Below are 26,297 nucleotides of genomic sequence, written 5' to 3' on the forward strand. Positions count from 1 at the left end.
ACGCCATGCCAGTTTTCGAGTACGCACCCGCGCCCGAGTCCCGCGCGGTCGTCGACATCGCCCCGTCCTACGGCCTGTTCATCGACGGGGAGTTCGCCGAGGCGGGCGACGGCAAGGTCTTCAAGACCCTCTCCCCGTCCTCCGAGGAGGTGCTCTCCGAGGTCGCCCAGGCCAACGCCGAGGACGTGGACCGCGCGGTGAGGGCCGCCCGTAAGGCGTTCGAGTCGTGGTCGGCGCTCCCCGGCGCGGAGCGCGCCAAGTACCTCTTCCGCATCGCGCGGATCATCCAGGAGCGCTCGCGGGAGCTTGCGGTGCTGGAGTCGCTGGACAACGGGAAGCCGATCCGCGAGTCGCGCGACGCCGATCTGCCGCTGGTCGCGGCGCACTTCTTCTACTACGCGGGCTGGGCCGACAAGCTGGCGTACGCTGTCCGCGGGCGTAGCCCGCTGAACGGCACGAGCGGGGCGGCCCCCCGGCCCCTGGGCGTCGCCGGTCAGATCATCCCCTGGAACTTCCCCCTCCTGATGCTGGCCTGGAAGATCGCCCCGGCGCTCGCGACCGGCAATACGGTCGTACTGAAGCCCGCCGAGACCACCCCCCTCAGCGCCCTGTTCTTCGCGGACATCTGCCGTCAGGCGGGCCTGCCCAAGGGCGTGGTGAACATCGTCACCGGCGACGGCTCGACCGGCGCCGAGCTGGTCGCCCACCCCGGTATCGACAAGGTGGCCTTCACCGGCTCCACCGAGGTCGGCAAGGCCATCGCCCGTACGGTGGCCGGTACGAGGAAGAAGGTCACCCTCGAACTCGGGGGCAAGGCCGCGAACATCGTCTTCGACGACGCCCCCATCGACCAGGCGGTCGAGGGCATCGTCGGCGGCATCTTCTTCAACCAGGGCCATGTCTGCTGCGCGGGCTCCCGCCTCCTGGTCCAGGAGTCCGTCCAGGACGAGCTGCTCGACGCGCTCAAGCGCCGGATGAGCACCCTGCGCGTGGGCGACCCGCTCGACAAGAACACCGACATCGGCGCCATCAACTCCGCCGAGCAACTGGCCCGGATCCGCGCCCTGGCCGACGCGGGCGAGGCCGAGGGCGCCGAGCGCTGGGCCCCGCGGTGCGAACTGCCCAGCTCCGGCTACTGGTTCGCGCCCACCCTCTTCACCGGCGTCACCCAGGCCCACCGGATCGCCCGCGAGGAGATCTTCGGCCCGGTGCTCTCGGTGCTCACCTTCCGCACCCCCGAAGAGGCCGTGGCCAAGGCCAACAACACGCCGTACGGGCTGTCGGCGGGCATCTGGACGGAGAAGGGCTCGCGCATCCTGTGGATGGCGAACCAGCTCCGGGCGGGCGTGGTGTGGTCCAACACCTTCAACAAGTTCGACCCGGCCTCCCCGTTCGGCGGCTACAAGGAGTCCGGATACGGCCGTGAAGGCGGTCGCCACGGCCTGGAGGCGTACCTCGATGTCTGACAACCGACTCTCGGTCCTGAAGACCTACAAGCTGTTCGTGGGCGGCAAGTTCCCACGCTCGGAGAGCGGGCGGGTGTACGAGGTGACCGACGCAAAGGGCAAGTGGCTGGCCAACGCCCCGCTGGCCTCCCGCAAGGACGCCCGGGACGCGGTCGTCGCGGCGCGCAAGGCGTTCGGCGGCTGGTCGGGTGCCACCGCCTACAACCGGGGCCAGATCCTCTACCGCGTCGCCGAGATGCTGGAGGGGCGCCGCGACCAGTTCATCCGCGAGGTCGCCGACGCCGAGGGCCTGTCGAAGCCCAAGGCCACCGCGCAGGTGGACGCGGCGATCGACCGCTGGGTCTGGTACGCGGGCTGGTCCGACAAGACGGCCCAGATCGCCGGGTCCGCCAACCCCGTGGCCGGGCCGTACTTCAACCTCTCCTCCCCCGAGCCGACCGGCGTCGTCGCGCTCCTCGCGCCCCAGGACTCGTCGTTCCTGGGCTTGGTGTCGGTGATCGCCCCGGCGATCGTCACCGGGAACACGACCGTGGTCATCGCCGCCGAGGGCGCCCCACTCCCCGCCCTCTCCCTAGCCGAGGTCCTGGCCACCTCCGACCTCCCGGGCGGCGTGGTCAACGTCCTGTCCGGCCGCACGGCGGAGATCGCCGCGCCGCTGGCCGCGCACCAGGACGTCAACGCGATCGACCTCGCCGGCGCGGACCCGGAGCTCGCGACCGAGCTGGAGCAGGCCGCCGCGGACAACCTCAAGCGCGTCCTGCGTCCACACCCTGTGGATTGGACCACCGACCCCGGCACGACCCGGCTGCTGGCCTTCCTGGAGACGAAGACGGTGTGGCACCCAATGGGCGCCTAGCCCCGCCAGCCGGGTCTTCCCCCTCCCCGCCCCTTCCCGCAACTGGGGCTCCGCCCCAGCCCCCGCCGGGTCGGCGAACCGACCGTCATCACGGTCAGCGAACCGGCCGGAACCCCGACCACGCCACCCGCGACGCGGTGGCCGAACGGCTGGCCGGTGAGCAGGGAACCAGGGTGTCCGCGGGCGGGCGGTGAGGGAGTGAACACCTGCACCGGCGGGCCGATCACGGTCGGCCCGCCGACCCAACGGCCGGCCAGACGGCCGCCCGCCCACACCCGGATCACCCGACCGGGGCCCGGGGCAGAGCCCCGGTTCCGCTCCCGCCCCAGACCCCCGCCGGGTCGGCGAACCGATCGTCATCGCGGTCAGCGAACCGGCCGGGGGCTGGGGCGGAGCCCCAGTTGTGGGGAGGGGCGGGGAAGGGAACAGCCCGCCGCAAGCGTCATCACCCCGCGCCCTCTTCCGCACCGAGTGCCCCCGCGACATCCGCACCCCGGACATCGCGGGGCCTTTTTCGTCGCACATATTGTCAACAATTTCATCGACAGTTAGGTTGCCAGGAACCGCACGCCACGAAGGAACAAGCGAATGATCATCGACTGCCATGGCCACTACACCACCGCGCCCCCAGCGCTGGAGGCATGGCGCACCCAGCAGATCGACGGACTCACCGACCCCGCCCGCACCCCCTCCCGCGCCGACCTCCGCATCGGCGACGACGAGCTGCGCCGGAGCATCGAGCCGAATCAGCTGCGGCTGATGGACGAGCGCGGCATCGACCTGACGGTCTTCTCGCCCCGGGCGTCCTTCATGGCCCACCACATCGGCGATCTCCACACCTCCTCCGAGTGGGCGGCGCTCTGCAACGAGCTCTGCTTCCGCGTCAGCGCGCTCTACCCGGAGCGCTTCGCACCCGCCGCGATGCTCCCGCAGTCGCCGGGCGTCGATCCGGTCACCTGCCTGCCCGAACTCGTCCGCTGCGTGGAGGAGTACGGGGCCGTGGCGGTCAACCTCAACCCCGACCCCTCGGGCGGCCACTGGACGGCCCCGCCGCTGACCGACCGCTCGTGGTACCCGGTCTACGAAAAGCTGGTGGAGTACGACGTTCCGGCGATGGTGCACGTGAGCACCAGCGTGAACCCCGCCTTCCACACCACCGGAGCGCACTACCTCAACGCCGATACGACGGTGTTCATGCAGCTGGTGCAGGGCGATCTGTTCACCGACTTCCCCACCCTGCGGCTGATCATCCCGCATGGCGGCGGCGCCGTTCCGTATCACTGGGGCCGGTTCCGCGGACTGGCGATGGCCCTCGGCAAGCCGCCCCTGGAGGAGCATGTCCTGGGCAATGTCTTCTTCGACACCTGCGTCTATCACCAGCCCGGTATCGACCTGCTCTTCGATGTCATCCCGGCCCGGAACATCCTCTTCGCCTCGGAGATGATCGGCGCCGTCCGCGACATCGACCCCCGGACCGGTCGGCACTTCGACGACACCCGCCGCTACGCCGAGGCCGCCGGGCTCGACGCGGACGAGCTGACCGGCGTCTTCGAACGCAATGCCCGTACCGTCTACCCCCGTCTGGACGCCCTGCTGACAAAGCAGGGCCGCCCGACGGACCAGGACAGCCCGACGGCACAGGACCGCCTGACACAACAGGGCCGCCCGTCGAAACAGGGCCGCTGAGATGACGCGCGCGTCCGTCCATCCGCCCGGGTTCCCCAACGACCGCAGGGCCGCCCACCGCCCAGAGGAGCCCTCATGAGCACGCTCTCCCCCAAGACCCCGGGCTGGCTGGACTGGCATCCCGACCCGTCCCGGCCCGCCTTCGCCCTCCCGCGGGGCACCGTCGACACCCACTGCCATGTCTTCGGCCCGCAGGCCGCGTTCCCCTTCGCGCCCGAGCGGAAGTACACGCCCTGCGACGGCGGCAAGGACGACCTCTTCGCCCTCCGCGACCACCTCGGGATCGCCCGCAATGTGATCGTCCAGGCGACCTGTCACGGCGCGGACAACAGCGCCATGGTCGACGCCGTCCAGGCGTCCGGCGGCCGGGCGCGTGGCATCGCGACCGTACGCCCGGATGTCACCGACGCCGAGCTGCGCCGGCTGGACGCGGCGGGGGTGCGCGGGGTGCGTTTCACCTTCCTGAGGCGGCTGGCCGACGCCGCGCCCCAGGACGCGCTGGCCGCCGTCGCCCGGCGGATCGCCCCGTTCGGCTGGCATGTCGTCCTCTACTTCGAAAGCGCCGACCTACCCGAGCTGGAACGTTTCTTCAGCTCCCTGCCCACCCCGCTCGTCGTGGACCACATGGGGCGGCCGGACGTGACCGAAGCGGCGGACGGGCCGGGCTTCACCCGCTTCCTGCGGTTCGCCGAACGCAATGAGGTGTGGGTGAAGGTGACCTGCCCCGAGCGCCTGAGCGTCACCGGCCCCCCGGCCCTGGACGCCGAGCCGCGCCCGTACACCGATGTGGTGCCCTTCGCCCGCCGCGCGATCGAGGAGTTCCCCGACCGGGTGCTGTGGGGCACGGACTGGCCGCATCCCAACCTCACCGCCCATATGCCCGACGACGGGCTGCTGGTCGACTACGTGCCCCAGGTGGCGGTCACCGCCGAGCAGCGGCGGAAGCTGCTGGTCGACAACCCCATGCGGCTCTACTGGCCCGGCGAAGGCGCCTGATCCCACTCCCCCGACGCCCCCAACGCCCCCGAACCCCCCGCTCCGCCCCCCTCCCCGCCTCTTCGACAAGGGCCGCCCATGCAGCACTCCAATGCGGTGAACCGGCTGGACAGACTCCCCATCTCCCGGTTCCACAAGATCACCTTGCTGGCCGTCTCCTTCGCCTACTTCTTCGAGTTCGCGGACATCAACACCTTCGCCACCACCGCTCCCCAGCTCATCGACCTCTGGGGCATCACGGTCGACCAGATCGCCTATGTCACTTCGCTGTCGTTCGTGGGCATGTTCATCGGCTCCGTGGTCGCGAGCACCCTCGCCGACCGCTGGGGGCGCAAGAAGGCGCTGGTCCAGACCACACTGTGTTTCGGGGTCTTCTCGCTCGCCTCGGCCTTCTCCTGGGACGTCGTCTCGCTGGGCGTCTTCCGGGTGCTGACCTCGGCGGGGCTGTCCGCGATGACCGTCGTGGCGGTGATCTACGTCAACGAGATCTATCCGTCCGCCGTACGCGGCAAGTTCCAGGCGTACGCCATCGTCATCGGCATCTGCGGCACCCCGGCCACCAACCTCATCGCCAGCGCCGTCGTACCGCTCAGCGACTGGTCCTGGCGGCTGGTCTATCTGTGGGGCTCGCTCGGCCTCCTCTTCGTCCTCTTCACCCGGCATCTGAAGGAGTCCCCCCGCTGGCACGAGAGCCGGGGCGAGTACGACGCGGCGGAGGCGGTCCTCGGTGAGATCGAGGCCCGCGTCGCCGCCGAGAAGGGCCCGCTTCCCGAGCCCGCGCCGCCGATCGACGAGACCCGCCCCGCCAAGGCGTCGCCCCGCCTCCTCCTGAAGAAGAGGTACCTCGGGCCGACCGCGCTGCTCACCGTCCTGTGGGTGACCCAGACCATCGGCTTCTTCGGCTACTCGAGCTGGGCGCCGACCCTGCTGGCCAAGGAGGGCTTCAGCGTCGAGAAGTCGGTCTTCTACGTGGCCCTCACCACCGTGGGCGCGCCGCTCGGCTCGTTCCTGGCCTCCCTGGTCACCGACCGGTTCGAACGCAAATGGTGTCTGGTGGCCTTCGGCGTGGTGATCGCGCTGTGCGGTCTGCTGTACGGGCTGACCTTCAACCCGGCCCTGATCGTGGTCTTCGGCTTCCTGGTGAACCTCTTCGAACGCGGCTACACGGCGCTGGGTTACGCCTACTCGCCCGAGCTGTTCGACACCCGCGGCCGCTCGCTGGGGACGGGCGTCTCCTACGGACTCGGGCGGCTCTCGAACGCCGCGGGGCCGCTGATCATCGCCGCCCTCTACCACGGCACCGGCTATCAGAGCGTCTTCTTCTTCATCGCGGGCACCTGGCTCCTGGGCGCCCTGGTCCTGGCGGTCTTCGGCCCCCGGACCCGCCCGGCCCGTACGGCGGCGGCGGAACGGCCACGCACGGTCGTCTGACGGCGGGCCGGGGCCACAACGGGTGGTCCGGGTCGACGGCCAGGCAGACGGTTACGCGGGGGTCACGCGGAAGAAAGGATGCGTCACACTGGTGTTCCGTGACCAGCCAACCGCCTTCCGCCCGTGTCGTCCTGCTCTCCGGCCCCTCGGGTTCGGGCAAGTCCTCCCTCGCGGCCCGCACCGGGCTGCCCGTACTCAACCTCGACGACTTCTACAAGGAGAGCGGCGACCCGACGCTCCCCCAACTCCCCGACGGCGGCGGCGCCGACTGGGACTCGCCGCTGTCCTGGGACGCGGACGCGGCGGTCGCGGCCATCGAGGAGCTGTGCCGTACGTCCGGTACGACCGTGCCGCTGTACGACATCGCCACCAGCGCCCGCGTCGGCGAGGAGGCGCTGGACATCGGGCGGGCGCCGCTGTTCATCGCCGAGGGGATCTTCGCCGCCGATATCGTCGGTCGGTGTGCCGATCTCGGGGTGCTCGCGGACGCGATCTGTCTGCGCGGCCGCCCGTCCACCACGTTCCGGCGCAGACTGCTGCGCGATCTACGGGAGGGCCGTAAGCCCGCGCTCTATCTGCTGCGGCGCGGCTGGCGGCTGATGCGCGCGGAGCGCGGGATCGTGGCCCGTCAGACGGCACTGGGCGCGTACGCGTGCGGCAAGCACGTGGCGCTGGGCCGGATAGCGGCGGCGGGAGAGCGGATCCCCGCCCCCGGCCAGAAGGCGTCCGTATAGCCGCGCGGCCAACGCGACCTCGCACCTTTTTGGCCATGCGGCCAACGCGGCCACGCAACCGACGCGGCCACGCGGCCAACGTCGCCACGCGGCCAAAAAGGTGCGAGGCCGGACATCCCCCCTCGGCTGTCCGGCCTCGCACCTGTTTCCCCCGTGCTCCCCCGATTTCTCCCTCCCATTTCCCCCGTATCCCCCGATTTTCCCCCGCCTTCGATCGTCCCCGCCGCCGTCAGGCGACCAGTTCGCCGAAGGACTCCTCCTCGTCACGGCCGAAGCTGAGGCTCTCGTCCTCGCGCAGCCGGCGCAGCGAGCGCCAGATGCTGCTCTTGACCGTTCCGACGCTGATGTTCAGGATGTCCGCGATTTCCGGATCCGTCCGGCCCTCGTAGTAGCGCAGCACCAGCATCGTGCGCTGAAGCTCGGGCAGCCGGGCCAGGGCCTGCCACAGCACGGTGCGCAGCTCGGTGCCGCGCATAGCGTCGTGGTCGCCGACCGTCTCCGGCAGCTCCTCCGTCGGGTATTCGTTGAGCTTCCGCCGACGCCAGGCGCTGATGTGCAGATTGGTCATGGTGCGGCGCAGATAGCCGCCGACCGCCGCCTTGTCGCTGATCCGGTCCCAGGCCCGGTAGGTCGAGAACAGCGCGCTCTGGAGCAGGTCCTCGGCCTCGAAGCGGTCCCCGGTCAGGTGGTAGGCGGTTGCGTACAGGGAGGCGCGGCGCTCCTGGACATAGGCGGTGAACTCCGCCTCCGACGTGGTGCGCCGCTCCCCCTCTGCCTCCCCGTACGAGCCTCCCCCGTGGCCCCCCGGTCCCCCGTTGTCCCCCCCGAGGCCGTGACCGGCCTCCTTGTCCCCCGTGATCGCGTCAATGGCCACCATGTAAGGAGGCCGCTGACGCCCGGCGCCGCGAGCGCACCCCCGCCCGCTCACGGCACCGGACTTCTCATTGCCCCGCCCGGCGTCGTGGAGGCGCGTGCGAACTGCGCTGGTGGTGGAGAAGTGCAGTGTGCTCATTTCGCGCCCCCCGTCGATGGAGCCTGGTCGGTCTGGCTTCTGGCTGCCCCGGCCGGTGGTGTTCCGCCCGGTGCACAGAAGACTTTGCCGGGCCAGTTTCATGGGGGTGTCTGTCGACTGTCACAGGCTCGTCACAGGCGATCGGACCGATAAACCCCTGACGGTCGAACTACAGGCCCCTTGTAGGCCAGAATGACCAACGTGCCTTTCCTGTTGCTGATCGAGGACGACGACGCCATCCGCACGGCCCTCGAACTCTCGCTGTCTCGCCAGGGCCACCGTGTGGCGACCGCGGCGACGGGCGAGGACGGCCTGAAACTGCTGCGTGAGCAGCGGCCGGATCTGATCGTGCTCGATGTGATGCTGCCCGGGATCGACGGCTTCGAGGTGTGCCGCCGGATCCGCCGTACCGACCAGTTGCCGATCATCCTGTTGACCGCGCGCAGCGATGACATCGACGTCGTGGTCGGCCTGGAGTCCGGTGCCGACGACTATGTGGTCAAACCCGTCCAGGGCCGGGTGCTGGACGCCCGGATCCGTGCGGTGCTGCGGCGCGGCGAGCGGGAGGCCAACGACTCCGCGGCCTTCGGCAATCTGCTGATCGACCGCGCGGCCATGACGGTCACCAAGAACGGCGAGGATCTCCAGCTCACCCCGACCGAGCTGCGGCTTCTGCTGGAGCTCAGCCGCCGTCCGGGGCAGGCGCTGTCCCGGCAGCAGCTGCTGCGGCTGGTGTGGGAGCACGACTACCTCGGGGACTCGCGGCTGGTCGACGCATGCGTACAGCGGCTGCGCGCGAAGGTGGAGGACGTGCCGTCGTCGCCGACTCTGATCCGTACGGTGCGCGGGGTCGGGTACCGGCTGGACGCGCCACAGTGAGCGACGCACGTGCGGCCGCCGGGCCGCAGACAACCGCGATGCCCGCACCTTCGCCGCACGGGCGGAGAAGCGAACAAACCAGCACCGCGAGCGACGCACGTGCGGCCGCCGGGCCGCAGACGACCGCGATGCCCGCACCTTCGCCGCACGGGCGGAGAAGCGAACGGATCAGCGCAGTGAGTAATACGTTGTGCCGCACGCACGGGGGCGGAGAAGTACGGAATTGAGCGCAGTGAGCGATGAGCCCGGTCGGGCCCGGGGCTGGGCCGCGGGGCTCTTGCGGTGGTTCAGCCTCCGGCTGCGGCTGATGCTGGTCTTCGGCCTGGTGGCGCTGACCGCCGCCGTGTCCGCGTCGGCCATCGCGTACTGGCTGAACCGGGACGCGGTGCTCACCCGCACCCAGGACGCGGCGCTGGACGAGTTCCGCAAGGCTCTGAAGGACGACACCGACCCGTTGCCCTCCGTCCCCACCTGTTCCGAATTGCGCGAGGCGGCGGGTCGTATGGCGGACAACACCCAGAAGTACGAGGTGCTGCTGATCACCCGGACGAAGGACGCCGGAAGCTGCCCGGCGGCCTCGGACAAGGATCTGTTCACCCTCGATGTGGTGCCCTCCTCGCTGCGGCGCGCGGTGGACCAGAGGCGCCCGGTGGGCAAGGGGAACACCGCCCCGTACCACCTCTACTGGCAGCGGATCACGCTGGGCGGCACCCCGTACCTGGTCGGCGGGGCCAAGGTGAACGGCGGCGGGCCGACCGGCTACATGCTCAAGTCCCTGGACACCGAGCGCCAGGATCTGAACTCCCTGGCCTGGTCGCTGGGGATCGCCACCGGGCTCGCGCTGATCGGCGCCGCGCTGCTGGCGCAGGCCGCCGCGGCCACGGTGCTGCGGCCGGTGCAGCGGCTCGGGGAGGCGGCGCACCGGCTGGGCGAGGGGCATCTGGACACCCGGCTCCAGGTCTCCGGCTCCGATGAGCTGGCCAATCTCTCCCACACCTTCAACCGGGCGGCGGAGCGGCTACAGAAGCGGGTGGCGGAGCTGTCGGGGCGGGAGGCGTCCAGTCGGCGCTTCGTCGCGGACATGTCGCATGAGCTGCGGACCCCGCTCACCGCGATCACGGCCGTCACGGAGGTGCTGGAGGAGGAGGCCGATTCGCTCGACCCGATGATCGCTCCGGCGGTGCAGCTGGTGGTGAGCGAGACCCGGCGGCTGAACGACCTGGTGGAGAACCTGATGGAGGTGACCCGCTTCGACGCGGGCACGGCCCGGCTGGTGCTCGACGACGTCGATGTCGCCGACCAGGTGACGGCGTGCATCGACGCCCGCGCCTGGCTGGACGCGGTGGAGCTGGACGCGGCGCGCGGGATCGTGGCCCGGCTGGATCCACGGCGGCTGGATGTGATCCTGGCGAATCTGATCGGGAACGCGCTCAAGCACGGCGGCTCGCCGGTGCGGGTCTCGGTGCGCACCGACGGCGACGAGCTGCTGATCAAGGTCCGGGACCACGGTCCCGGTATCCCCGAGGATGTGCTGCCGCATGTCTTCGACCGCTTCTACAAGGCGAGCGCGTCTCGCCCGCGCTCGGAGGGCAGCGGGCTCGGGCTGTCGATCGCGATGGAGAACGCGCATATCCACGGCGGCGACATCGGCGCCGCGAACTCGCCGGAGGGCGGCGCGGTCTTCACTCTGCGGCTGCCGATGGACACCTCCCGGATCGCCTCCGACGAGGCGGGGGACGAGCGCGACCGCGATGACGACCGGGACGGCTCCTCCGGGGGCGGGCGCGACGGCGGCGGGGCCAAGGGCAAGGGCACCGGCAAGGGCAAGGGCACCGGCAGGGGCCGGGACGAGGAGGGCAGGCCATGAGCGCGCGCTGGACCCGGTCGGCCGCCCTCCTGCTGACCGGCGCGGTCGCGCTGCTGGCGGCCGGGTGCGGGATACGGGGCACTTCGGTACCGGTGGACGCCGGGGCCGCGCCCTCGCGGGCGTCCTGCCGGACGCCGGAGTCGGAGCGGGCCGCCGAGGGGATGGGCCGGGTCTCCGTACGGATCTATCTGCTGTGCTCCTCGCGGATCCTGTCGGTGAGCCGGACCACCCGGCAGGGCGACGAGAAGACGTCCCAGGAACCGGTGCGGGTCGCCCAGGCGCTGCTGGAGCAGTTGCGGCTGCCGCCGACGGCGGCCGAGGCGTCGGCCGGGTTCTCCACGGCGGTCGAGGACTGGGTGGAGATCTCCGGTCCGGCCAAGGGCGACCCGGACAGCGCGCTGCGGCTGAACCGGCCGCCGGAGGAGATCCAGTCCCTGGCGCTCGCCCAGATCGTCTGTACCTTCGCGGACACCACGGTGGCCGGCGACGACGGCAAGGTGGTACTCGGCGGCCCGGACAGCCAGCGGGATCCGCTCAAGGCGTACCAGTGCACCGAGGAGATGCGCCGCAATCCGGTGATCGCGGTCAACTCCGGGGTGCTGGTGTCCTGAATTCCGGTCCTGGTGTCCTGATTCGTTACCTGTCGGTACCGCCCCGTCCCAGGTCGGCGACTTGTCGGTAACAAGGTGCTGACCAGCGGGGCGGGGGCGGAACCGCGACCCCCGCGTGCGGCGTCCTGATTTTCGTGCAGGGTCCTTTCGGCCGCAGGGCCGCCTTCCGCTACCGCGTCGCGGGCTTCGTGCTCCTCGTGGCACACCTCTCGTTCGTCTGCTGGCTGACCCTGCGACCGGTGAACGTCCCCTGGGTGTCCGCGGCGAACCTCGAACCACTGGCCACCATCCGCGCGGATCTGGCGCTCAGCCCCTGGTCGGCCGCCCGGTCCATCGGGGGCGGGCTGCTGCTGCTCGCGCCGCTCGGGGTGCTGCTGCCGCTGGCCGCGGGCCGGGTGGAGGCGTATCCGCTGGCCTCGCTGGTCCGTACGGCCTTCACCGGGGCGATGGCGGCCATGGGGTTCGCGCTGCTGCGCAGCGAGGTGACCGGGCAGATCATGAACGTGGACACGGTGCTGCTGAACACCGTCGGGGTCGCCCTCGCGCATGTGCTGGTGGTCCCCGCCGTACGGGCGTGGCTCCGCCGCCGGGCCGACCGGGGCCGCGCGGCCCCCCTCCCCCGGAAGGACGGCGCCCAGGCCACGACCCCGACGATTCCCAGGGTCGGGATCGCACCGTGGAGCGACGTCTCCTCCAGCTCGCGGACATAGCGTTGAGGTCATCGGGAACCAGCTCTTCCCGAGCCCACCCGACGACGAGGAGTGCCCATCATGGCCGCACCGCTGGTCCGCCCCCGCCACGACAAGAAGATCGCCGGTGTCTGCGCGGGTCTCGCGCGGCGCTTCGGGACCACCCCGACGACGATGCGGGTGCTCTTCGTGGTCTCGTGTCTGCTGCCGGGGCCGCAGTTCCTGCTCTATCTCGCGCTGTGGGTCCTGCTTCCGGCGGAGGACGCCTACCGCGAGGCGTGGTGACCTTCTCGCGCCGACGCCACGGCGTGACCCCGCACAGGCACCCAGGTACCCATACGGAAATGGCCGGGCCGCACACCCCCTTCGGGATGTGCGGCCCGGCCGTGTGCCCGGGTGGGGGATCAGCCCAGCTTGATGAGGCCGGTGTTCGCCAGACCTCCCAGCGGGAGCTGCCCCAGCATGCCCTGGGCGGGCTTGGCCTGGGGGGCGGCGGGCTTCGCGGGCCCGGCTGGCTGCCCCGGGGCGGCGACACGACCCGCGGAGCCACCGGGGACCGGCGCCGCGGACGCGGCGCTGCCTCCGGCGACGACGGCGGCGGCACCGAGGGCAATGACACCGAGAGTCTTGAGGGTTCCCTGCTTCATCAGAAATCTGTCCTTGAGACGGGGGCTTGACCGATACGGAAACGTAGCCATGGATTTCGGCTGCCCGCAAACACCGAAAACGGCCTCCGTCGCCCCGCCCGGCTCCCGTGCCGGATGCGCCCGCTCAGTCGCCCTCGGGCACGGAACCCCTGGTCACAGGCGACGCGGAGGCCACATTGCGGAACAGCCATTCGGACTTCAGCTCGGCGTATCCGGGCTTGATGACGTCATTGATCATCGCCAGACGTTCGTCAAAAGGAATGAAGGCCGATTTCATTGCATTGACCGTGAACCATTGCATGTCGTCGAGCGTGTAATGGAACGTTGATACAAGATGCTGGAATTCCCCGCTCATGCTCGTCCCGCTCATCAGACGATTATCCGTATTCACGGTGGCGCGGAAATGCAGCCGGCGGAGCAGCCCGATGGGGTGCTCGGCGTAGGAACTGGCCGCGCCGGTCTGGAGGTTGGAGGTCGGGCACAGCTCCAGCGGGATGCGCTTGTCGCGGACGTACGAGGCGAGGCGGCCGAGGGTGAGGGAGCCGTCGTCCCCGACCTCGATGTCGTCGATGATGCGGACGCCGTGGCCCAGCCGGTCGGCGCCGCACCACTGGAGCGCCTGCCAGATGGAGGGCAGTCCGAACGCCTCGCCCGCGTGGATCGTGAAGTGGTTGTTCTCCCGCTTCAGATACTCGAACGCGTCCAGGTGCCGGGTGGGCGGGAAACCGGCCTCGGCGCCCGCGATGTCGAAGCCGACCACGCCCAGGTCGCGGTAGCGGTTGGCGAGTTCGGCGATCTCCAGGGCGCGGGCCGCGTGGCGCATCGCGGTCAGCAGCGCGCCGACGCGGATGCGGTGGCCGTTCTCCCAGGCCCGGCGCTCACCCTGGCGGAAGCCCTCGTTGACCGCCTCGACGACCTGCTCCAGGGTCAGCCCGCCCTCCAGGTGCTGCTCGGGGGCGTAGCGGATCTCGGCGTAGACGACGCCGTCCTCGGCGAGGTCCTCGGCGCATTCGGCGGCGACCCTGACGAGCGCGTCGCGGGTCTGCATCACTCCGACGGTGTGGGAGAACGTCTCCAGATAGCGCTCGAGCGACCCGGAGTCCGCCGCCTCGCGGAACCAGATGCCCAGCTTGTCGGGCTCGGTCTCCGGGAGCGCGTCGTACCCGGTCTCCCTGGCGAGGTCGACGATGGTGCCCGGACGCAGCCCACCGTCGAGGTGGTCGTGCAGCAGCACCTTGGGGGCACGGCGGATCTGTTCGGGGGTGGGCTCATGGGTGTGCTCGCTCGTCATCTGGGCAGCGTAGCCCCTACGCGCGTAGAACGTGAGGGATAGATACGCAACAGTGACCCGCACGGGTAGTGGAGTACACCAATCCTTCTGCGATCGTGTCGCCATGGCTCAGCAAGCGTTGCCCGAGCGGGGCGCACGGCTGGGGCGGCCGATGGGCGCGGCCGCCGCGCGAACGACCGTACATGGTGTGGTGCTGCTGCTCCCCGAGGGGGAGCCCAGCGGGACCAGACGGCCGTCCAGACTCTCGGTGGCCGCCACACTGCCGCTGGCCCGGCGGCTGGTCCGGGCGGGCCGGGAGGAGGGGCTGGCCGCCCATGTCGTCCACTACCGGCGCCGGGGCTGGAACGGGGCGGCCGCCGACCCCGCGTCGGATACGGCGTGGGCCGTGGAGGAGGTGGTACGGCGCTACGGCGACGTACCGGTCTGCCTCGTGGGCCACGGCATGGGCGGGCGCGCCGCCCTCCGCGCCGCCGGGCACGAAGCCGTCTCCTCGGTGGTGGCGCTGGCGCCCTGGCTTCCGGCGGCGGACGAGGTGAACGAGGTGGACGAGGTGCTCGAACCCGAGCCGGTGAAGCAACTGGTCGGACGGCAGGTACTGATCGCCCACGGCACGAACGACGAGCGCACCGACCCCGAGCTGTCCTACCGGCTGGCGGAGCGGGCGAAGAAGGCCAACCGCGATGTGTGCCGCTTCGAGGTGCACACCGACGGGCACGGGTTGCATCAGCACCGCTCCGAGGTGCAGGCGCTGGCCGCGGACTTCCTCCTCGGCTCCCTCTTCCACTCCGGCTTCTCCCGCCCGGTGGCCGACGCGCTGGCGGCTCCCCCGCCGCTGGGTCTGCGGATGCCGCTGGCGGCGGGCTTTGGGGCGAATCTGGGGCGCTGAGCGCTTGGCCGCGCAGGTGCGGTGGGGGGCGCGTCGGGGTTCGCGTTCGTTGCCGGGTGCGGCGCCGTCTCGCGCCATCTCGCGCCATCTCGCGCTTCGGCGCCTGCGCCGCCGGACGAAGGGGCCGTCCCGCCGGACAGTGGCGGGGCGGCCCCTTCGCGCTTCAGGGGGTCGGTCCTGGCAGAGCGCCTACGGGGGGCCGGCGGATCTTTCCCCTCCCCGCCCCTTCCCGATACCAGGGGCTACGCCCCTGGACCCCGGAATCTGGAGCGGAGCCCCGGGGATCCGCCCCGAGGTCCGGGACGAAGCCCCGGACCTGCTCCAGGGCCCGGGATGAAGGCCCAGTTCCGCCCCGGGGCCCGGGACGAAACCCCGGACCTGGGGCCGAAACCCCGGATCCGCCCTGGGGTCTGGGGCGCAGCCCCGGACCCGCCCCGGGGTCTGAGGCGCAGCCCCGGACCCGCCGCGAGGCCCGGGACAAAGCCCCGGACCTGCTCCAGGCCCCCGGACGAAGCCCCGGATCCGCTCTGGGGTCTGGGGCGCAGCCCCGGATCCGCCCCGGGGTCTGGGGCGGAGCCCCGGATCCGCCCCGGGGGCTGGGGCGGAGCCCCGGTTTCGGGGAGGGGCGGGGAGGGGGAAGGCTCGCTGGAGGTGTCACGGGCCGTCGGACACCCCTAGGCGGGGACGCCGACCAGGTCGCGCCGTTCGGCCCGCGCCTTCCGCGTCGCGTACACCGTGATCGCCGCCGCGCCGCCGACCGCCACCAGACCCATGGCGACCGTGCCGCCCCACCCGGCCGCGTGGAAGGCGAGGGCGCCCAGCGCACCGCCCACGCTGCTGCCGATGTAGTACGACGCCTGGTAGAGCGCCGCGGCCTGCGCGCGTCCGGTCTTGGCCGTACGGCTCACCGCCGAGGACGCCGCCGCATGGCCCGCGAAGAAGCCCGCGGTGATCAGCACCAGACCGGCGAGGACCGCCGGGATCGAGTCCAGCAGGGACAGCAGCAGCCCGGCCGCCGTCGTGGACACCGCCACGTACAGCGCGCCGCGCCGCCCGAGCCGGCCGACGAGCTTGCCGGTGGCCGCCGAGGAGACCGTGCCGACCAGGTAGATCAGGAAGATCGAGCCGACCAGGCTCTGCGAGAGCCCGAAGGGCTCGGCCACCAGGCGGTAGCCGATGACCGTGTAGACCCCGCCGAAGACCGTCATGAACAGCGCGCCGATCGCGTACAGCCGGCACAGCAGCGGATCGGAGAGATGCCCGGCGAGGGTGCGGGCCAGCGCCCGCGGGCTCACCTCGGCCGGGGCGAAGTGCCGGGCCTTGGGCAGCAGCATCCGGAAGGACGCCGCGCACAGCAGCGCCATCACGCCCACCGCGGCGAGCGCGGCCCGCCAGCCCCAGGCGTCCGCCACCCAGCCGGTGAGGATCCGGCCGCTCATCCCGCCGACGCTGTTACCGGCCACGAACAGCCCGATCGCGCCGATCAGCGCCTTCGGGTGGACTTCCTCCGAGAGGTACGCCATCGCGGAGGCCGGGATCCCGGCCAGCGCCGCGCCCTGCACCGCGCGCAGTCCGATCAGCCAGCCCAGGTCCGGTGCGAAGGGCACCAGCAGGGCGAGGGCGACCGCGACCGTGAGCGAGACGGTCATCATGGCGCGCCGGCCGAACCGCTCGGACAGCGCGCTCAGCGGCACCACCGCGAGCGCCAGGCCGAAGGTGGCCGCGGAGACGCTCCAGCTGGCCTGGTCCGCCTGGACCCGCAGATCGTCGGAGATCGCGGGCAGCAGCGCCTGGGTCGAGTAGAGCAGGGCGAAGGTGGCGAGTCCGGCGGTGAAGAGGGCGAGCCGCATCCGGAGGTAGCCGGGGTGGCCCGGGCTCATCCGCTCGGACTCGGAGGAATCCGGGTTCGGGCTCCGGTTCGGGTTCTGGCTCTGGTTCGAGGACGGCGAAGCGGAGGCGTCCACGCGGTGGTTCCCGGTGAACGCCCTGGTATCGGCAGGAGGCATGGTTCGACCGTACGTATCCACGGTTGATGCGTCCAATGCACGGAATGGCGATAATCAATCCACTGCCACATGAGTAAAGGTCAGGGCCGCCCGTGTCACGCATCAGTTACGAAAACGACATTCCGGTGACGGCGGATGTCGAGGCGGAGTCCTGGGCCGCCGCGCTCACTCCGCGCCTCGCCCAGTTCGCCGCCGTCGCCCGCCATGAGCATGTGACGCGCGCCGCACAGGAGTTGGGGGTGCCCCAGTCCACACTCAGCCGGGCGATGGTCCGGCTGGAGGAGGACCTGGGCGTGGCGCTCTTCGCCCGCCGTGGCCGTACGGTGGCGCTCACCCCGGCCGGACGGACCTTCCTGCGCTCGGTCGAACGGGCCCTCGCCGAGGTCGACCGCGCCGCCGAGTCCGTACGGGCCGACGCCGACCCCGCGGCGGGCCGGGTCTCGTTCGGCTTCCTGCACACGCTGGGGACCGAGACCGTGCCCGGCCTGATCCGGAGCTTCCGGGTGGACCATCCGCGGGTGCGCTTCCAGCTGGTCCAGAACTACGGCGAGGCGATGATCGAGCGGATGCGCGCGGGCGGCCTCGACCTGTGTCTGACCTCACCGGTGCCGGACGCCCCCGACCTGGTCGCCCGCCGCCTGGACGAACAGCGGCTTCGGCTGGTGGTCCCCGACGACCACCGGCTGGCCGGACGCCGCCGGGTCCGCCTCGCCGAGACCGCCTCGGAGCTGTTCGTCACCCTGGAACCGGGCTACGGACTGCGGCGCATCACGGACGCGCTGTGCGCCGAGGCGGGCTTCACCCCGAGGATCGCCTTCGAGGGCGAGGAGGCGGAGACCCTCCGCGGCCTGGTCGCCGCGGGCCTCGGCGTGGCCCTCCTGCCGCCCCCGGCGGTCCCCCGCCCCGGAGTGGCCGAGCTGACCGTCACCGCCCCGCGCGCCGTCCGGGAGATCGGCGTCGCCTGGCTGGACGGCCACCCGGACACACCCCCGGTGGCGGCCTTCAAGAGGTTCCTGCTGAGCCGCCGGGGCCAGCTGCTGACGTAGGCCGGCCCGCTGACCCGGCGTAGCGGTCAGACGAGCGCTTCGACCGCCAGCGCGGTGGCCTTCGCGATCAGGGGGTCGACGGCCTCGGCGTCCTGCTCCGGCCGCGTGGAGAGGACGGCCAGCGCGATCGGCGCCCGGTCCGGGGGCCACGCGATGCCCACGTCGTTGGTGGTGCCGTAGCGGCCGGTCCCGGTCTTGTCCCCCACGGTCCAGCCGCCCGGAACCCCGGCCCGGATGCGCGCGTCGCCCGTGGTGTTCGCCACCAGCCAGCCCGCCAGCCGCTCGCGGTCCCCGGTCTCCAGGGCGCGGCCCACGGCGAGCCCGGCGTAGGTCCGGCCGATGGCGCGCGGGGTGGTGGTGTCGGTCACCCGCCCCGGCTCGGCCGAGTTCAGATCCGGCTCCCAGCGGTCGAGCCGGGTGATCCCGTCCCCCAGGGAACGGCAGAACCGGGTGACCGCGGTGGGGCCGCCGAGCCGGCGCAGCAGGAGGTTCATGGCGCCGTTGTCGCTGTAGGAGATGGCCGCGGCGCACAGCTCCTCGACGGTCAGCCCGTTCGCGATGTTCTCGGGCGTACCGGTGATCGGGATGTGCCCGGCCGTCTTGACGTCGTCCTCGGTGTAGCGGATGCGCCGGGCGAGGTACTCCCCGTCCCGGTCCAGATCCCTGAGCACGGCCCCGACCGCGAGGGTCTTGGAGACCGAACAGATCGGGAACCGCTCATCGGCCCGGTGCACCACGGCCCGCCCCGTACCGGTGTCGAGCGCGAACACCCCCAGCCTCGCCCCGTACTCCCGCTCCAGCTCCCGCATCCGCCCCGGAATCCCCGCCGCGGCCCGCGCCCCGGTCGGCACCAGTACGGCGAGTGCCGTACCGGCGCCGAAGGAGAGCAGTGCACGGCGGGATGTGCGGGCGCCTATGGTCTCCACGGCGAAGACGTCCTCTCGTTGCGCTGAACGTTGCGCTGATCGTTGCGGTGATCATTACGCAACGAGAGACGTCCCGGGTCAGGCGATGCGTTCCAGAACGATCGGGTTCGCAGTGAATTCCGTGTCCTCGGGCGCGTAGTCGATCGCGTCGGACAGGGCCTCCAGGGCGTAGGGGAAGGCCGACGGGGTGTCGGTGTGGAGGGTGAGGAGGGGCTGGCCGGCGGTGATGTGGTCGCCCGGTTTGGCGTGGAGTTCTATTCCCGCGCCCGCCTGAACCGGGTCCTCCTTGCGGGCGCGGCCCGCGCCCAGGCGCCACGCGGCGAGACCCACCGCGTAGGCGTCCAGACGGGTGAGGACGCCGGTCGACTCGGCGTGGAGGACGTGCTGTTCGCGGGCCACCGGGAGCGGGGCGTCCGGGTCGCCGCCCTGGGCGGCGATCATGCGGCGCCAGTGGTCCATCGCGGTGCCGTCGGCCAGGGCCTTGGTGGGGTCGGCGTCCTTCAGGCCCGCCGCGTCCAGCATCTCGCGGGCCAGGGCGAGGGTGAGCTCGACGACGTCGGCCGGGCCGCCGCCCGCCAGGACCTCCACGGACTCGCGGACCTCGAGGGCGTTGCCCGCCGTCAGGCCGAGCGGGGTGGACATGTCGGTGAGCAGGGCGGTCGTACGGACACCGTGGTCATTGCCGAGGCCGACCATCGTGGTGGCCAGTTCGCGCGCGGAGTCGATGTCCTTCATGAAGGCGCCGGAGCCCACCTTGACGTCCAGGACCAGGGAGCCGGTGCCCTCGGCGATCTTCTTGGACATGATCGAGGAGGCGATGAGCGGGATCGACTCGACGGTGCCGGTGACATCGCGCAGCGCGTACAGCTTCTTGTCGGCGCGGGCCAGCCCTTCGCCCGCCGCGCAGATCACCGAGCCGACGTCGCGGAGGACGGCCAGCATGTCGGCGTTGGTCAGCTGGGCGCGCCAGCCGGGGATGGACTCCAGCTTGTCCAGGGTGCCGCCGGTGTGGCCCAGGCCCCGGCCGGAGAGCTGCGGTACGGCGGCTCCGCAGGCGGCCACGAGGGGGGCGAGCGGCAGGGTGATCTTGTCGCCGACGCCGCCGGTGGAGTGCTTGTCGGAGGTCGGGCGCGGCAGGGAGGAGAAGTCCATGCGCTCACCGGACGCGATCATCGCGGCGGTCCAGCGGGCGATCTCGGCCCGGTCCATACCGTTGAGGAAGATCGCCATCGCGAGCGCGGACATCTGCTCGTCCGCCACGTCGCCGCGCGTGTAGGCGTCGATGATCCAGTCGATCTGGGCGTCGGTGAGGCGGGTGCCGTCGCGCTTGGCGCGGATGACGGAGATGGCGTCCATGGGGGCTGTACGGGGCCTTTCGTGTTCAGGGGGCCGACCGGGGCCGCCCGGACGGGCAGAGGGCCGGCCGTGCGGGCCGAGGCGGCGCGGGCGTCAGCCGTGGGCCGCGGCGCGGCGCAGATCGGCGGGGCCGAAGGCGTCCGGGAGGAGTTCGGCGAGCGGGCGGATGCCCGTCGCGGTGTCCATCTGGAGCTCCGGGCCGCCGTGCTCCCACAGCAGCTGACGGCAGCGGCCGCAGGGCATCAGCACGGTGCCCTCGCGGTCGCAGCAGGTGAAGGCGGTGAGGCGGCCGCCGCCGGAGGCGACGAGGGAGGAGACCAGACCGCATTCGGCGCACAGCGCGACGCCGTACGCGGCGTTCTCCACATTGCAGCCGCTGACGGTGCGGCCGTCGTCGACGAGCGCCGCGGCGCCCACCGGGAAGCCGGAGTAGGGGGCGTAGGCCCGGGACATGGCGTCCCGGGCCTGTTCCCGCAACGACTCCCAGTCGGGGGCCGCGGCGGCGGAAGTGGTCATGTGCCCTGTCCCTTCCGGTAGGGCCTGTTGTTCGCCTTGGGCATCCGCAGCCGCTGTGATGCGAGCCCCATGACCAGCAGGGTCACGATGTACGGCGTGGCGCTGACCAGGTCGTTGGGGACCGTGTCGGTCAGGGCGTACCACAGCAGCAGCGCGACGGCCGCGGCGCCGGACACCGCGCCCGCGACATAACTCTTGCGGACAATCCGCCAGGCCGCCAGCGCGGCGAGGCCGAGCGCGACCAGGAGCAGCAGGGCGTGCACGGTCGCCCCGCCGTTGCGCAGCTGGAGGGCGTCGGAGTAGCCGAAGAGACCGGCGCCCATCGCGAGCCCGCCCGGCCGCCAGTTGCCGAAGAGCATGGCGGCGAGGCCGATGTAGCCGCGGCCGCCGGTCTGGCCCTCGTTGTAGATGTGCGAGCGGACGAGGGCGAGGAAGACGCCGCCGAGCCCGGCGAGGCCGCCGGAGATCACCACGGCCGCGTACTTGTAGAGGTAGACGTTGACGCCGAGGGACTCGGCCGCCGTCGGGTTCTCACCGCAGGACCGCAGCCGCAGTCCGAACGAGGTGCGCCACAGGGCGAAGAAGCTGCCCACGACCAGCAGGACGGAGACGACGGTGAGCGCCGAGATGTCGGTGACCAGGCCGCCGAGGATGCCCGCGACGTCCGAGACCAGGAACCAGTGGTGGTTCTCCAGGTCGGCGAGCCAGTCGGACAGCCCGGGGACGGTGAACGACTGGATGGGGTCGACCTGCGGGGAGTTCTTCGGCGAGCCGCCGATGTCGCCCAGCGGCTCGAACCAGCGCTTGGCCAGATAGGTGGTGGCGCCGAGGGCGAGGATGTTCATCGCCACACCGGAGATGATGTGGTCCACCCCGAAGGTGACCGTGGCCACCGCGTGGATCAGCCCGCCGAGCGCGCCGCCGAGGACGCCCGCGAGCACCCCCACCCAGGGGTTGGTCTGGTAGCCGGCCCAGGCGCCGAAGAAGGTGCCGAGGATCATCATGCCCTCGAGGCCGATGTTGACCACACCGGCCCGCTCGGACCACAGCCCGCCGAGGCCCGCGAGGCCGATGGGCACGGCCATGGAGAGCGCGGCGCCGATCTGCCCGGCGGAGGTGACGCGGTCGAAGTCCGCCTGCTGGGCGGCGTCGACGAGCGTCCGCAGCACCGACAGCGCGACCAGCGCCCCGGCGATGATCAGCAGCACCTTGCCCAGGGACATCCGGGAGGCGGGCCCGTTCCCCTTGCCCGGCGCGCTCGTGCTCTTGGTGGTGGTCACCGTGGCACTCATGCCGGCACCTCCTGCTTGTCCGTACCCTTGTCGGCCTTGGCCTGGGCGGCGAGCTCCGCGCCCACCCGCTGCTGCTGGCGCTTGAGCCCGTAGCGGCGCACCAGTTCGTACGCGATGACGACGCACAGGACGATCACGCCCTGCATCACACCGACGATCTCCTTGTCGTAGCCCTCGAACTCCAGGCGGTTGGCGCCGCGCTCGAGGAAGCCCCACAACACGGCGGCCAGGCCGATGCCGACCGGGTTGTTGCGGCCGAGCAGCGCGATGGCGATACCGGTGAAGCCGATGCCGGTGGGGAAGTCGGAGGTGAACTGGTGGGTGTCGTTGAGCAGGGTCGGCATGCCGATCAGACCGGCCATCGCGCCCGACAGCAGCATGCTGGTGAGCACCATGCGCTTGACGTTGACGCCGCTGGCCTGGGCGGCGGACTCGGAGCGGCCCACCGCGCGCAGATCGAAGCCGAACCGGGTGCGCCCGAGCAGGAACCAGAAGCCGACGCCCGCGAGCGCCGCGACCACGATGAAGCCCCAGATGGGGTCGAGGTCGCCGCCCGCCGGGATGGTGAAGAAGTGGCTGGAGGACGGCAGCGGGTCGGTGGCCACGATGTTGGTCTGCTTGTCGAGGTCGGCCAGCCGCCCGTCCACCAGCAGATAGCTGATGACGATGCCCGAGAGGGAGTTCAGCATGATGGTGCTGATCACCTCGCTGACGCCCCGGTAGACCTTCAGCAGACCGGCGATGGACGCCCACATGGCGCCGACGAGCATGCCGACCAGCAGGATCAGCGGGATCTGCACCAGCCCGGGGAGCTTCAGCGCCCCGCCGACGACGGCGGCGAAGAAGGCGGCGAGCCGGTACTGGCCGTCGACGCCGATGTTGAAGAGGTTCATCCGGAAGCCGATGGCCACCGCGAGCCCCGCCAGGTAGTACGTGGTCGCCTTGTTGAGGATGTAGACCTGGCTGTCGGCCTTCACGCCGTAGTCGAACATGATGCCGAAGGCGTTGAACGGCTCCTTGCCGGTCGCCAGCAGCACCAGCGCGGTCACCACGAACGCGGCGGCGAGCGCCAGCACCGGGGCGGCGACCGCGAGCAGCACCCGCTCCTTGTCCAGCTTCTTCATCGGTCCTCTCCCCCGGTCGCGGCCTCGGCCTCGGTTCCGGCCTCGCTCTCGGCCCCGGTCGCGGCCCCGTCACCGGAGGCGGCCCCGGTCCCGTCGTCCGCCGGGCCCTCCAGATGGCCGGAGGCGGCGCCGGTCATGGCCGAACCCAGCTCCTCCGGGGTGATCGTGGCGGGGTCGGCGTCGGCGACCAGCCGGCCGCGGTACATCACCCGCAGGGTGTCGGACAGGCCGATCAGCTCGTCCAGGTCAGCCGAGATCAGCAGCACGGCCAGGCCGTCCCGGCGCGCGGCGCGGATCTGGTCCCAGATCTGCGCCTGGGCGCCCACGTCCACACCCCGGGTGGGGTGCGCGGCGATCAGCAGCTTGGGGTGGTGGCTCATCTCCCGGCCGACGATCAGCTTCTGCTGGTTGCCGCCGGACAGCGAGGCCGCGGTGACCTCGATCCCGGGCGTACGCACGTCGTACTCGGCGACGATCCGCTCGGTGTCCCGCCGGGCGGCGGCCGGGTTGAGCAGCCCGCCCTTGCTGTTGGGCTCCTCGGTGACATGGCCGAGGATCCGGTTCTCCCACAGCGGCGCTTCCAGCAGCAGTCCGTGCCGGTGGCGGTCCTCGGGGATGTAGCCGATGCCGTCCTCGCGCCGCTTGCGGGTGGGCGCGTGGGAGATGTCGGCGCCGTCGAGGGTGATGGTGCCGGCGTCGGGGTCGCGCATGCCCATGATGGCCTCGACCAGTTCGGCCTGGCCGTTGCCCTCCACACCGGCGATGCCGAGGACTTCGCCCTTGCGGATGGCGAAGTCGATGTCGTCGAGCACGGCCCGCTCGACCCCGTCCACATCGGTGGCGGTCAGCCGGAGCGCGTCCACGACGAGCATGTCGGTGTCGGTGACGGTGGATTCGCGGGTCTCGGGCGAGGGCAGCTCGCTGCCGACCATCAGCTCGGCCAGCTGCCGGGAGTTGGTCTCGGACGGCACGACGGAGGCGACCGTGGTGCCGCGCCGGATGACGGTGATGTCGTCCGCCACGGACAGCACCTCGCCCAGCTTGTGCGAGATGAACAGCACCGTCAGGCCCTCGGACTTGAGCTCGCGGAGGTTGTCGAAGAGCGCGTCGACCTCCTGCGGGACGAGCACGGCGGTCGGCTCGTCGAGGATCAGCGTCCGGGCGCCCCGGTAGAGGACCTTGAGGATCTCCACGCGCTGACGGTCCGCCACGCCCAGGTCCTCGACGAGGGCATCGGGGCGGACGCCCAGCCCGTAGGCGTCGGAGATCTCCTTGATCCGGGCGCGCGCCTTGCCCGCGATGCCGTGCAGCTTCTCGGCGCCGAGGACCACGTTCTCCAGCACGGTGAAGTTGTCGGCGAGCATGAAGTGCTGGTGCACCATGCCCACGCCGCGGGATATGGCGTCCGCCGGGGAGTGCAGTTCCACCGTCTCGCCGTCGATCGCGATGGTGCCCTCGTCCGGGCGCTGCATCCCGTAGAGGATCTTCATCAGGGTCGACTTGCCCGCGCCGTTCTCGCCCACGAGGGCGTGCACGGTGCCGCGGCGCACGGTGATGTCGATGTCGTGGTTGGCGACGACTCCGGGGAACCGCTTGGTGATTCCGTGGAGTTCTACGGCGACGTCGGTGACGGCACCGGCGGGAGCGCCCTTGGGTGGGCTGGCGGCTTTGATGGCGCACTCCTGAGGGGCGGAGGGGGGTGGGGCTGGCCGGGGGCCGGACCGGCCGGGGTGCGCCACGGACCCGGGCGGACCGGGGGCGGTTGCCCCGGCGGCCCCTGGGCGGTTGCCCGGGCCGGACCCGGGGCGGTTGCCCGGGGGTCTCGTCGCGGGTCCGTGGCGCGAGGGGTCAGTCCTTGTAGGTGTCCTGCACCTTGATCTGACCGTCGATGATCTTCTTCTTGGCCGCCTCGATCTTCGGCTTGATGTCGTTGATGAAGCCGCCGGAGTAGGAGAGGGAGACGCCGCCGCGCTTGAGGTCGTAGGTCTGGACGCCGCTCTCGGGCTTCTTGTCCTTCACGACGCTCTTGATGAAGTCGTAGACCGAGCCGTCCACGGTCTTGACCATGGAGGTCAGGATCGACTTCTTGTACTGGGCCAGGCCCTTGTCGTAGTACTGGTCGCCGTCGACGCCGATCGACCAGGTGCCCTTCTTGCCGGCGGTCGCCTCGATGGCGCCCGCGCCGGAGCCGCCGGCCGCGGAGAAGATCACGTCGACCTTGTTGGAGAGCATGCCCTCGGCGATGTCCTTGCCGCGGTCCGGCATGCCGAAGCCCTTGGGCGAACCGACCTGCACCCACTGGACGTCCAGGGACGCCTTGGGGTTGGTGTCCTTCAGGCCCTGCTGGAAGCCGCCCGCGAACTTCTTGATCAGCGCGCTGTCGGTGCCGCCGATGAAGCCGACCTTGTCGGACTTGGTCTTCAACCCCGCCGCGACGCCGGCGAGGTAGGAGCCCTCGTGCTCGGCGGAGACCAGGCTGGCCACGTTCTTGGCGTCGACGACCGAGTCGACGATGGCGAAGTCGGTGTCCTTGTACTTCTTGGCGGCCTTGGTGAGCGAGGGGGTCCACGCGTAGCCGACGCCCACGACGGGGTTGTAGCCCGCCTCGGCGAGGCTCGCCAGCTTGTCGTAGCGGTCGGCGTCGGTGTCGCCGTCCTTCGCCGTCAGCTCCTTGCCCTTGACGTCGAAGTCCTTCAGGGCCTTGTCATAGCCCTTGGCGGCGGAGTCGTTGAAGGAGTGGTCACCGCGGCCGCCCACGTCGTAGGCCAGACCGACGCCGGCGTCCTTGCTTCCCTCTTCGGAACTGCTGCCACACGCGGTGACGGAAAATGCGAGAGCCGCGGTGGCAATGCCCGCGACAGCTATCGTGGATACCCGGCGCACGAGGGTCCCCTCTGATGATCTCGAAGCGCCCCTTGCGGCGCTGGCTCCGCCGCATCGTAACGCGCGTAGATGCCAGATAAAGGCCCCCTCGGAAGCC

Annotated in this window: 24 protein-coding genes; 13 read left to right on the forward strand and 11 right to left on the reverse strand. The window is 71.3% G+C overall.

The window, feature by feature from the left end:
* Nucleotides 1-5: 5 nt before the first annotated feature.
* The 6 genes from ACJX2R_RS22905 (at nt 6) to ACJX2R_RS22930 (ending at nt 7,169) form a co-directional block, all read left to right on the forward strand.
* Complete coding sequence (locus tag ACJX2R_RS22905; RefSeq protein ID WP_413101647.1) at nt 6-1,466, forward strand: aldehyde dehydrogenase family protein; 1,461 nt, start codon at nt 6-8, stop codon at nt 1,464-1,466.
* Nucleotides 1,459-2,322: an aldehyde dehydrogenase family protein gene (locus tag ACJX2R_RS22910; protein WP_413101648.1), complete on the forward strand. Its 864-nt coding sequence runs from the start codon at nt 1,459-1,461 to the stop codon at nt 2,320-2,322. Before ACJX2R_RS22905 ends, ACJX2R_RS22910 begins: the two co-directional genes overlap by 8 nt.
* A gap of 588 nt (nt 2,323-2,910) precedes the next feature.
* On the forward strand, nt 2,911-4,008 hold the full coding sequence (locus ACJX2R_RS22915; RefSeq protein WP_413101649.1) for an amidohydrolase family protein: 1,098 nt from the start codon (nt 2,911-2,913) through the stop codon (nt 4,006-4,008).
* A gap of 75 nt (nt 4,009-4,083) precedes the next feature.
* Nucleotides 4,084-5,004 (forward strand): amidohydrolase family protein, encoded by a 921-nt coding sequence (locus ACJX2R_RS22920; protein ID WP_413101650.1) that lies wholly within the window; start codon nt 4,084-4,086, stop codon nt 5,002-5,004.
* Between the two features lie 78 nt (nt 5,005-5,082).
* Nucleotides 5,083-6,435: an MFS transporter gene (locus tag ACJX2R_RS22925; protein WP_413101651.1), complete on the forward strand. Its 1,353-nt coding sequence runs from the start codon at nt 5,083-5,085 to the stop codon at nt 6,433-6,435.
* A gap of 98 nt (nt 6,436-6,533) precedes the next feature.
* Nucleotides 6,534-7,169 (forward strand): ATP-binding protein, encoded by a 636-nt coding sequence (locus ACJX2R_RS22930; protein WP_413101652.1) that lies wholly within the window; start codon nt 6,534-6,536, stop codon nt 7,167-7,169.
* Nucleotides 7,170-7,398: 229 nt separating this feature from the next.
* On the opposite strand, the gene ACJX2R_RS22935 is transcribed toward ACJX2R_RS22930, so the two are convergent.
* The gene (locus ACJX2R_RS22935; RefSeq protein ID WP_413101653.1) at nt 7,399-8,181 is read right to left on the reverse strand and encodes a SigE family RNA polymerase sigma factor; all 783 of its coding nucleotides are present in this window, start codon (nt 8,179-8,181) and stop codon (nt 7,399-7,401) included.
* A 201-nt stretch (nt 8,182-8,382) separates the two neighbouring features.
* Between ACJX2R_RS22935 and afsQ1 the strand changes: the two genes are divergently transcribed.
* The 5 genes from afsQ1 to ACJX2R_RS22960 all read left to right on the forward strand — a co-directional run bounded on the left by afsQ1 (nt 8,383) and on the right by ACJX2R_RS22960 (nt 12,512).
* Nucleotides 8,383-9,060 (forward strand): two-component system response regulator AfsQ1, encoded by a 678-nt coding sequence (gene afsQ1 / locus ACJX2R_RS22940; protein WP_173963281.1) that lies wholly within the window; start codon nt 8,383-8,385, stop codon nt 9,058-9,060.
* Nucleotides 9,061-9,367: 307 nt separating this feature from the next.
* On the forward strand, nt 9,368-10,927 hold the full coding sequence (locus ACJX2R_RS22945; RefSeq protein WP_413105933.1) for an ATP-binding protein: 1,560 nt from the start codon (nt 9,368-9,370) through the stop codon (nt 10,925-10,927).
* Nucleotides 10,924-11,538 carry a hypothetical protein gene (locus tag ACJX2R_RS22950; RefSeq protein WP_413101654.1) on the forward strand — a complete coding sequence of 205 codons (615 nt, stop codon included), beginning with the start codon at nt 10,924-10,926 and terminating at the stop codon, nt 11,536-11,538. Before ACJX2R_RS22945 ends, ACJX2R_RS22950 begins: the two co-directional genes overlap by 4 nt.
* Nucleotides 11,539-11,672: 134 nt before the next feature.
* Nucleotides 11,673-12,248 (forward strand): VanZ family protein, encoded by a 576-nt coding sequence (locus tag ACJX2R_RS22955; protein WP_262699037.1) that lies wholly within the window; start codon nt 11,673-11,675, stop codon nt 12,246-12,248.
* A 60-nt stretch (nt 12,249-12,308) separates the two neighbouring features.
* Entirely contained in the window at nt 12,309-12,512 is a 204-nt protein-coding gene (locus tag ACJX2R_RS22960; protein WP_020870700.1) for a PspC domain-containing protein, read from the forward strand.
* Nucleotides 12,513-12,631: 119 nt separating this feature from the next.
* Here the strand turns inward: ACJX2R_RS22960 and ACJX2R_RS22965 are convergent, their stop codons facing one another.
* Complete coding sequence (locus ACJX2R_RS22965; protein ID WP_413101655.1) at nt 12,632-12,874, reverse strand: ATP-binding protein; 243 nt, start codon at nt 12,872-12,874, stop codon at nt 12,632-12,634.
* Between the two features lie 124 nt (nt 12,875-12,998).
* On the reverse strand, nt 12,999-14,165 hold the full coding sequence (locus tag ACJX2R_RS22970) for an adenosine deaminase (RefSeq protein ID WP_413101656.1): 1,167 nt from the start codon (nt 14,163-14,165) through the stop codon (nt 12,999-13,001).
* Between the two features lie 103 nt (nt 14,166-14,268).
* On the opposite strand from ACJX2R_RS22970, the gene ACJX2R_RS22975 reads away from it, so the two are divergent.
* The gene (locus tag ACJX2R_RS22975) at nt 14,269-15,051 is read left to right on the forward strand and encodes an alpha/beta hydrolase (protein WP_413101657.1); all 783 of its coding nucleotides are present in this window, start codon (nt 14,269-14,271) and stop codon (nt 15,049-15,051) included.
* A gap of 674 nt (nt 15,052-15,725) precedes the next feature.
* On the opposite strand, the gene ACJX2R_RS22980 is transcribed toward ACJX2R_RS22975, so the two are convergent.
* Nucleotides 15,726-17,057: an MFS transporter gene (locus tag ACJX2R_RS22980; RefSeq protein WP_413101658.1), complete on the reverse strand. Its 1,332-nt coding sequence runs from the start codon at nt 17,055-17,057 to the stop codon at nt 15,726-15,728.
* Between the two features lie 92 nt (nt 17,058-17,149).
* On the opposite strand from ACJX2R_RS22980, the gene ACJX2R_RS22985 reads away from it, so the two are divergent.
* A complete protein-coding gene (locus ACJX2R_RS22985; protein WP_413101659.1) occupies nt 17,150-18,103 on the forward strand; it encodes a LysR family transcriptional regulator in 954 nt (317 codons plus the stop codon).
* Nucleotides 18,104-18,129: 26 nt separating this feature from the next.
* On the opposite strand, the gene bla is transcribed toward ACJX2R_RS22985, so the two are convergent.
* The 7 genes from bla to ACJX2R_RS23020 form a co-directional block, all read right to left on the reverse strand.
* On the reverse strand, nt 18,130-19,029 hold the full coding sequence (bla, locus tag ACJX2R_RS22990) for a class A beta-lactamase (RefSeq protein WP_413101660.1): 900 nt from the start codon (nt 19,027-19,029) through the stop codon (nt 18,130-18,132).
* Nucleotides 19,030-19,107: 78 nt separating this feature from the next.
* Nucleotides 19,108-20,385 carry a thymidine phosphorylase gene (locus tag ACJX2R_RS22995; RefSeq protein WP_413101661.1) on the reverse strand — a complete coding sequence of 426 codons (1,278 nt, stop codon included), beginning with the start codon at nt 20,383-20,385 and terminating at the stop codon, nt 19,108-19,110.
* Between the two features lie 93 nt (nt 20,386-20,478).
* Nucleotides 20,479-20,901: a cytidine deaminase gene (locus ACJX2R_RS23000; protein ID WP_262699045.1), complete on the reverse strand. Its 423-nt coding sequence runs from the start codon at nt 20,899-20,901 to the stop codon at nt 20,479-20,481.
* Nucleotides 20,898-22,193, reverse strand: a complete 1,296-nt coding sequence (locus tag ACJX2R_RS23005; RefSeq protein ID WP_413101662.1) for an ABC transporter permease — start codon at nt 22,191-22,193, stop codon at nt 20,898-20,900. Before ACJX2R_RS23005 ends, ACJX2R_RS23000 begins: the two co-directional genes overlap by 4 nt.
* Entirely contained in the window at nt 22,190-23,317 is a 1,128-nt protein-coding gene (locus tag ACJX2R_RS23010) for an ABC transporter permease (RefSeq protein WP_262699047.1), read from the reverse strand. The genes ACJX2R_RS23005 and ACJX2R_RS23010 overlap by 4 nt, the downstream gene beginning before the upstream one ends.
* On the reverse strand, nt 23,314-24,990 hold the full coding sequence (locus tag ACJX2R_RS23015) for an ABC transporter ATP-binding protein (protein WP_413105934.1): 1,677 nt from the start codon (nt 24,988-24,990) through the stop codon (nt 23,314-23,316). The genes ACJX2R_RS23010 and ACJX2R_RS23015 overlap by 4 nt, the downstream gene beginning before the upstream one ends.
* A gap of 175 nt (nt 24,991-25,165) precedes the next feature.
* Nucleotides 25,166-26,200, reverse strand: a complete 1,035-nt coding sequence (locus ACJX2R_RS23020) for a BMP family lipoprotein (RefSeq protein ID WP_413101663.1) — start codon at nt 26,198-26,200, stop codon at nt 25,166-25,168.
* Nucleotides 26,201-26,297: the final 97 nt, after the last annotated feature.

It is taken from the genome of Streptomyces sp. Inha503 (assembly GCF_047215865.1).
GTDB lineage: Bacteria > Actinomycetota > Actinomycetes > Streptomycetales > Streptomycetaceae > Streptomyces > Streptomyces lycopersici.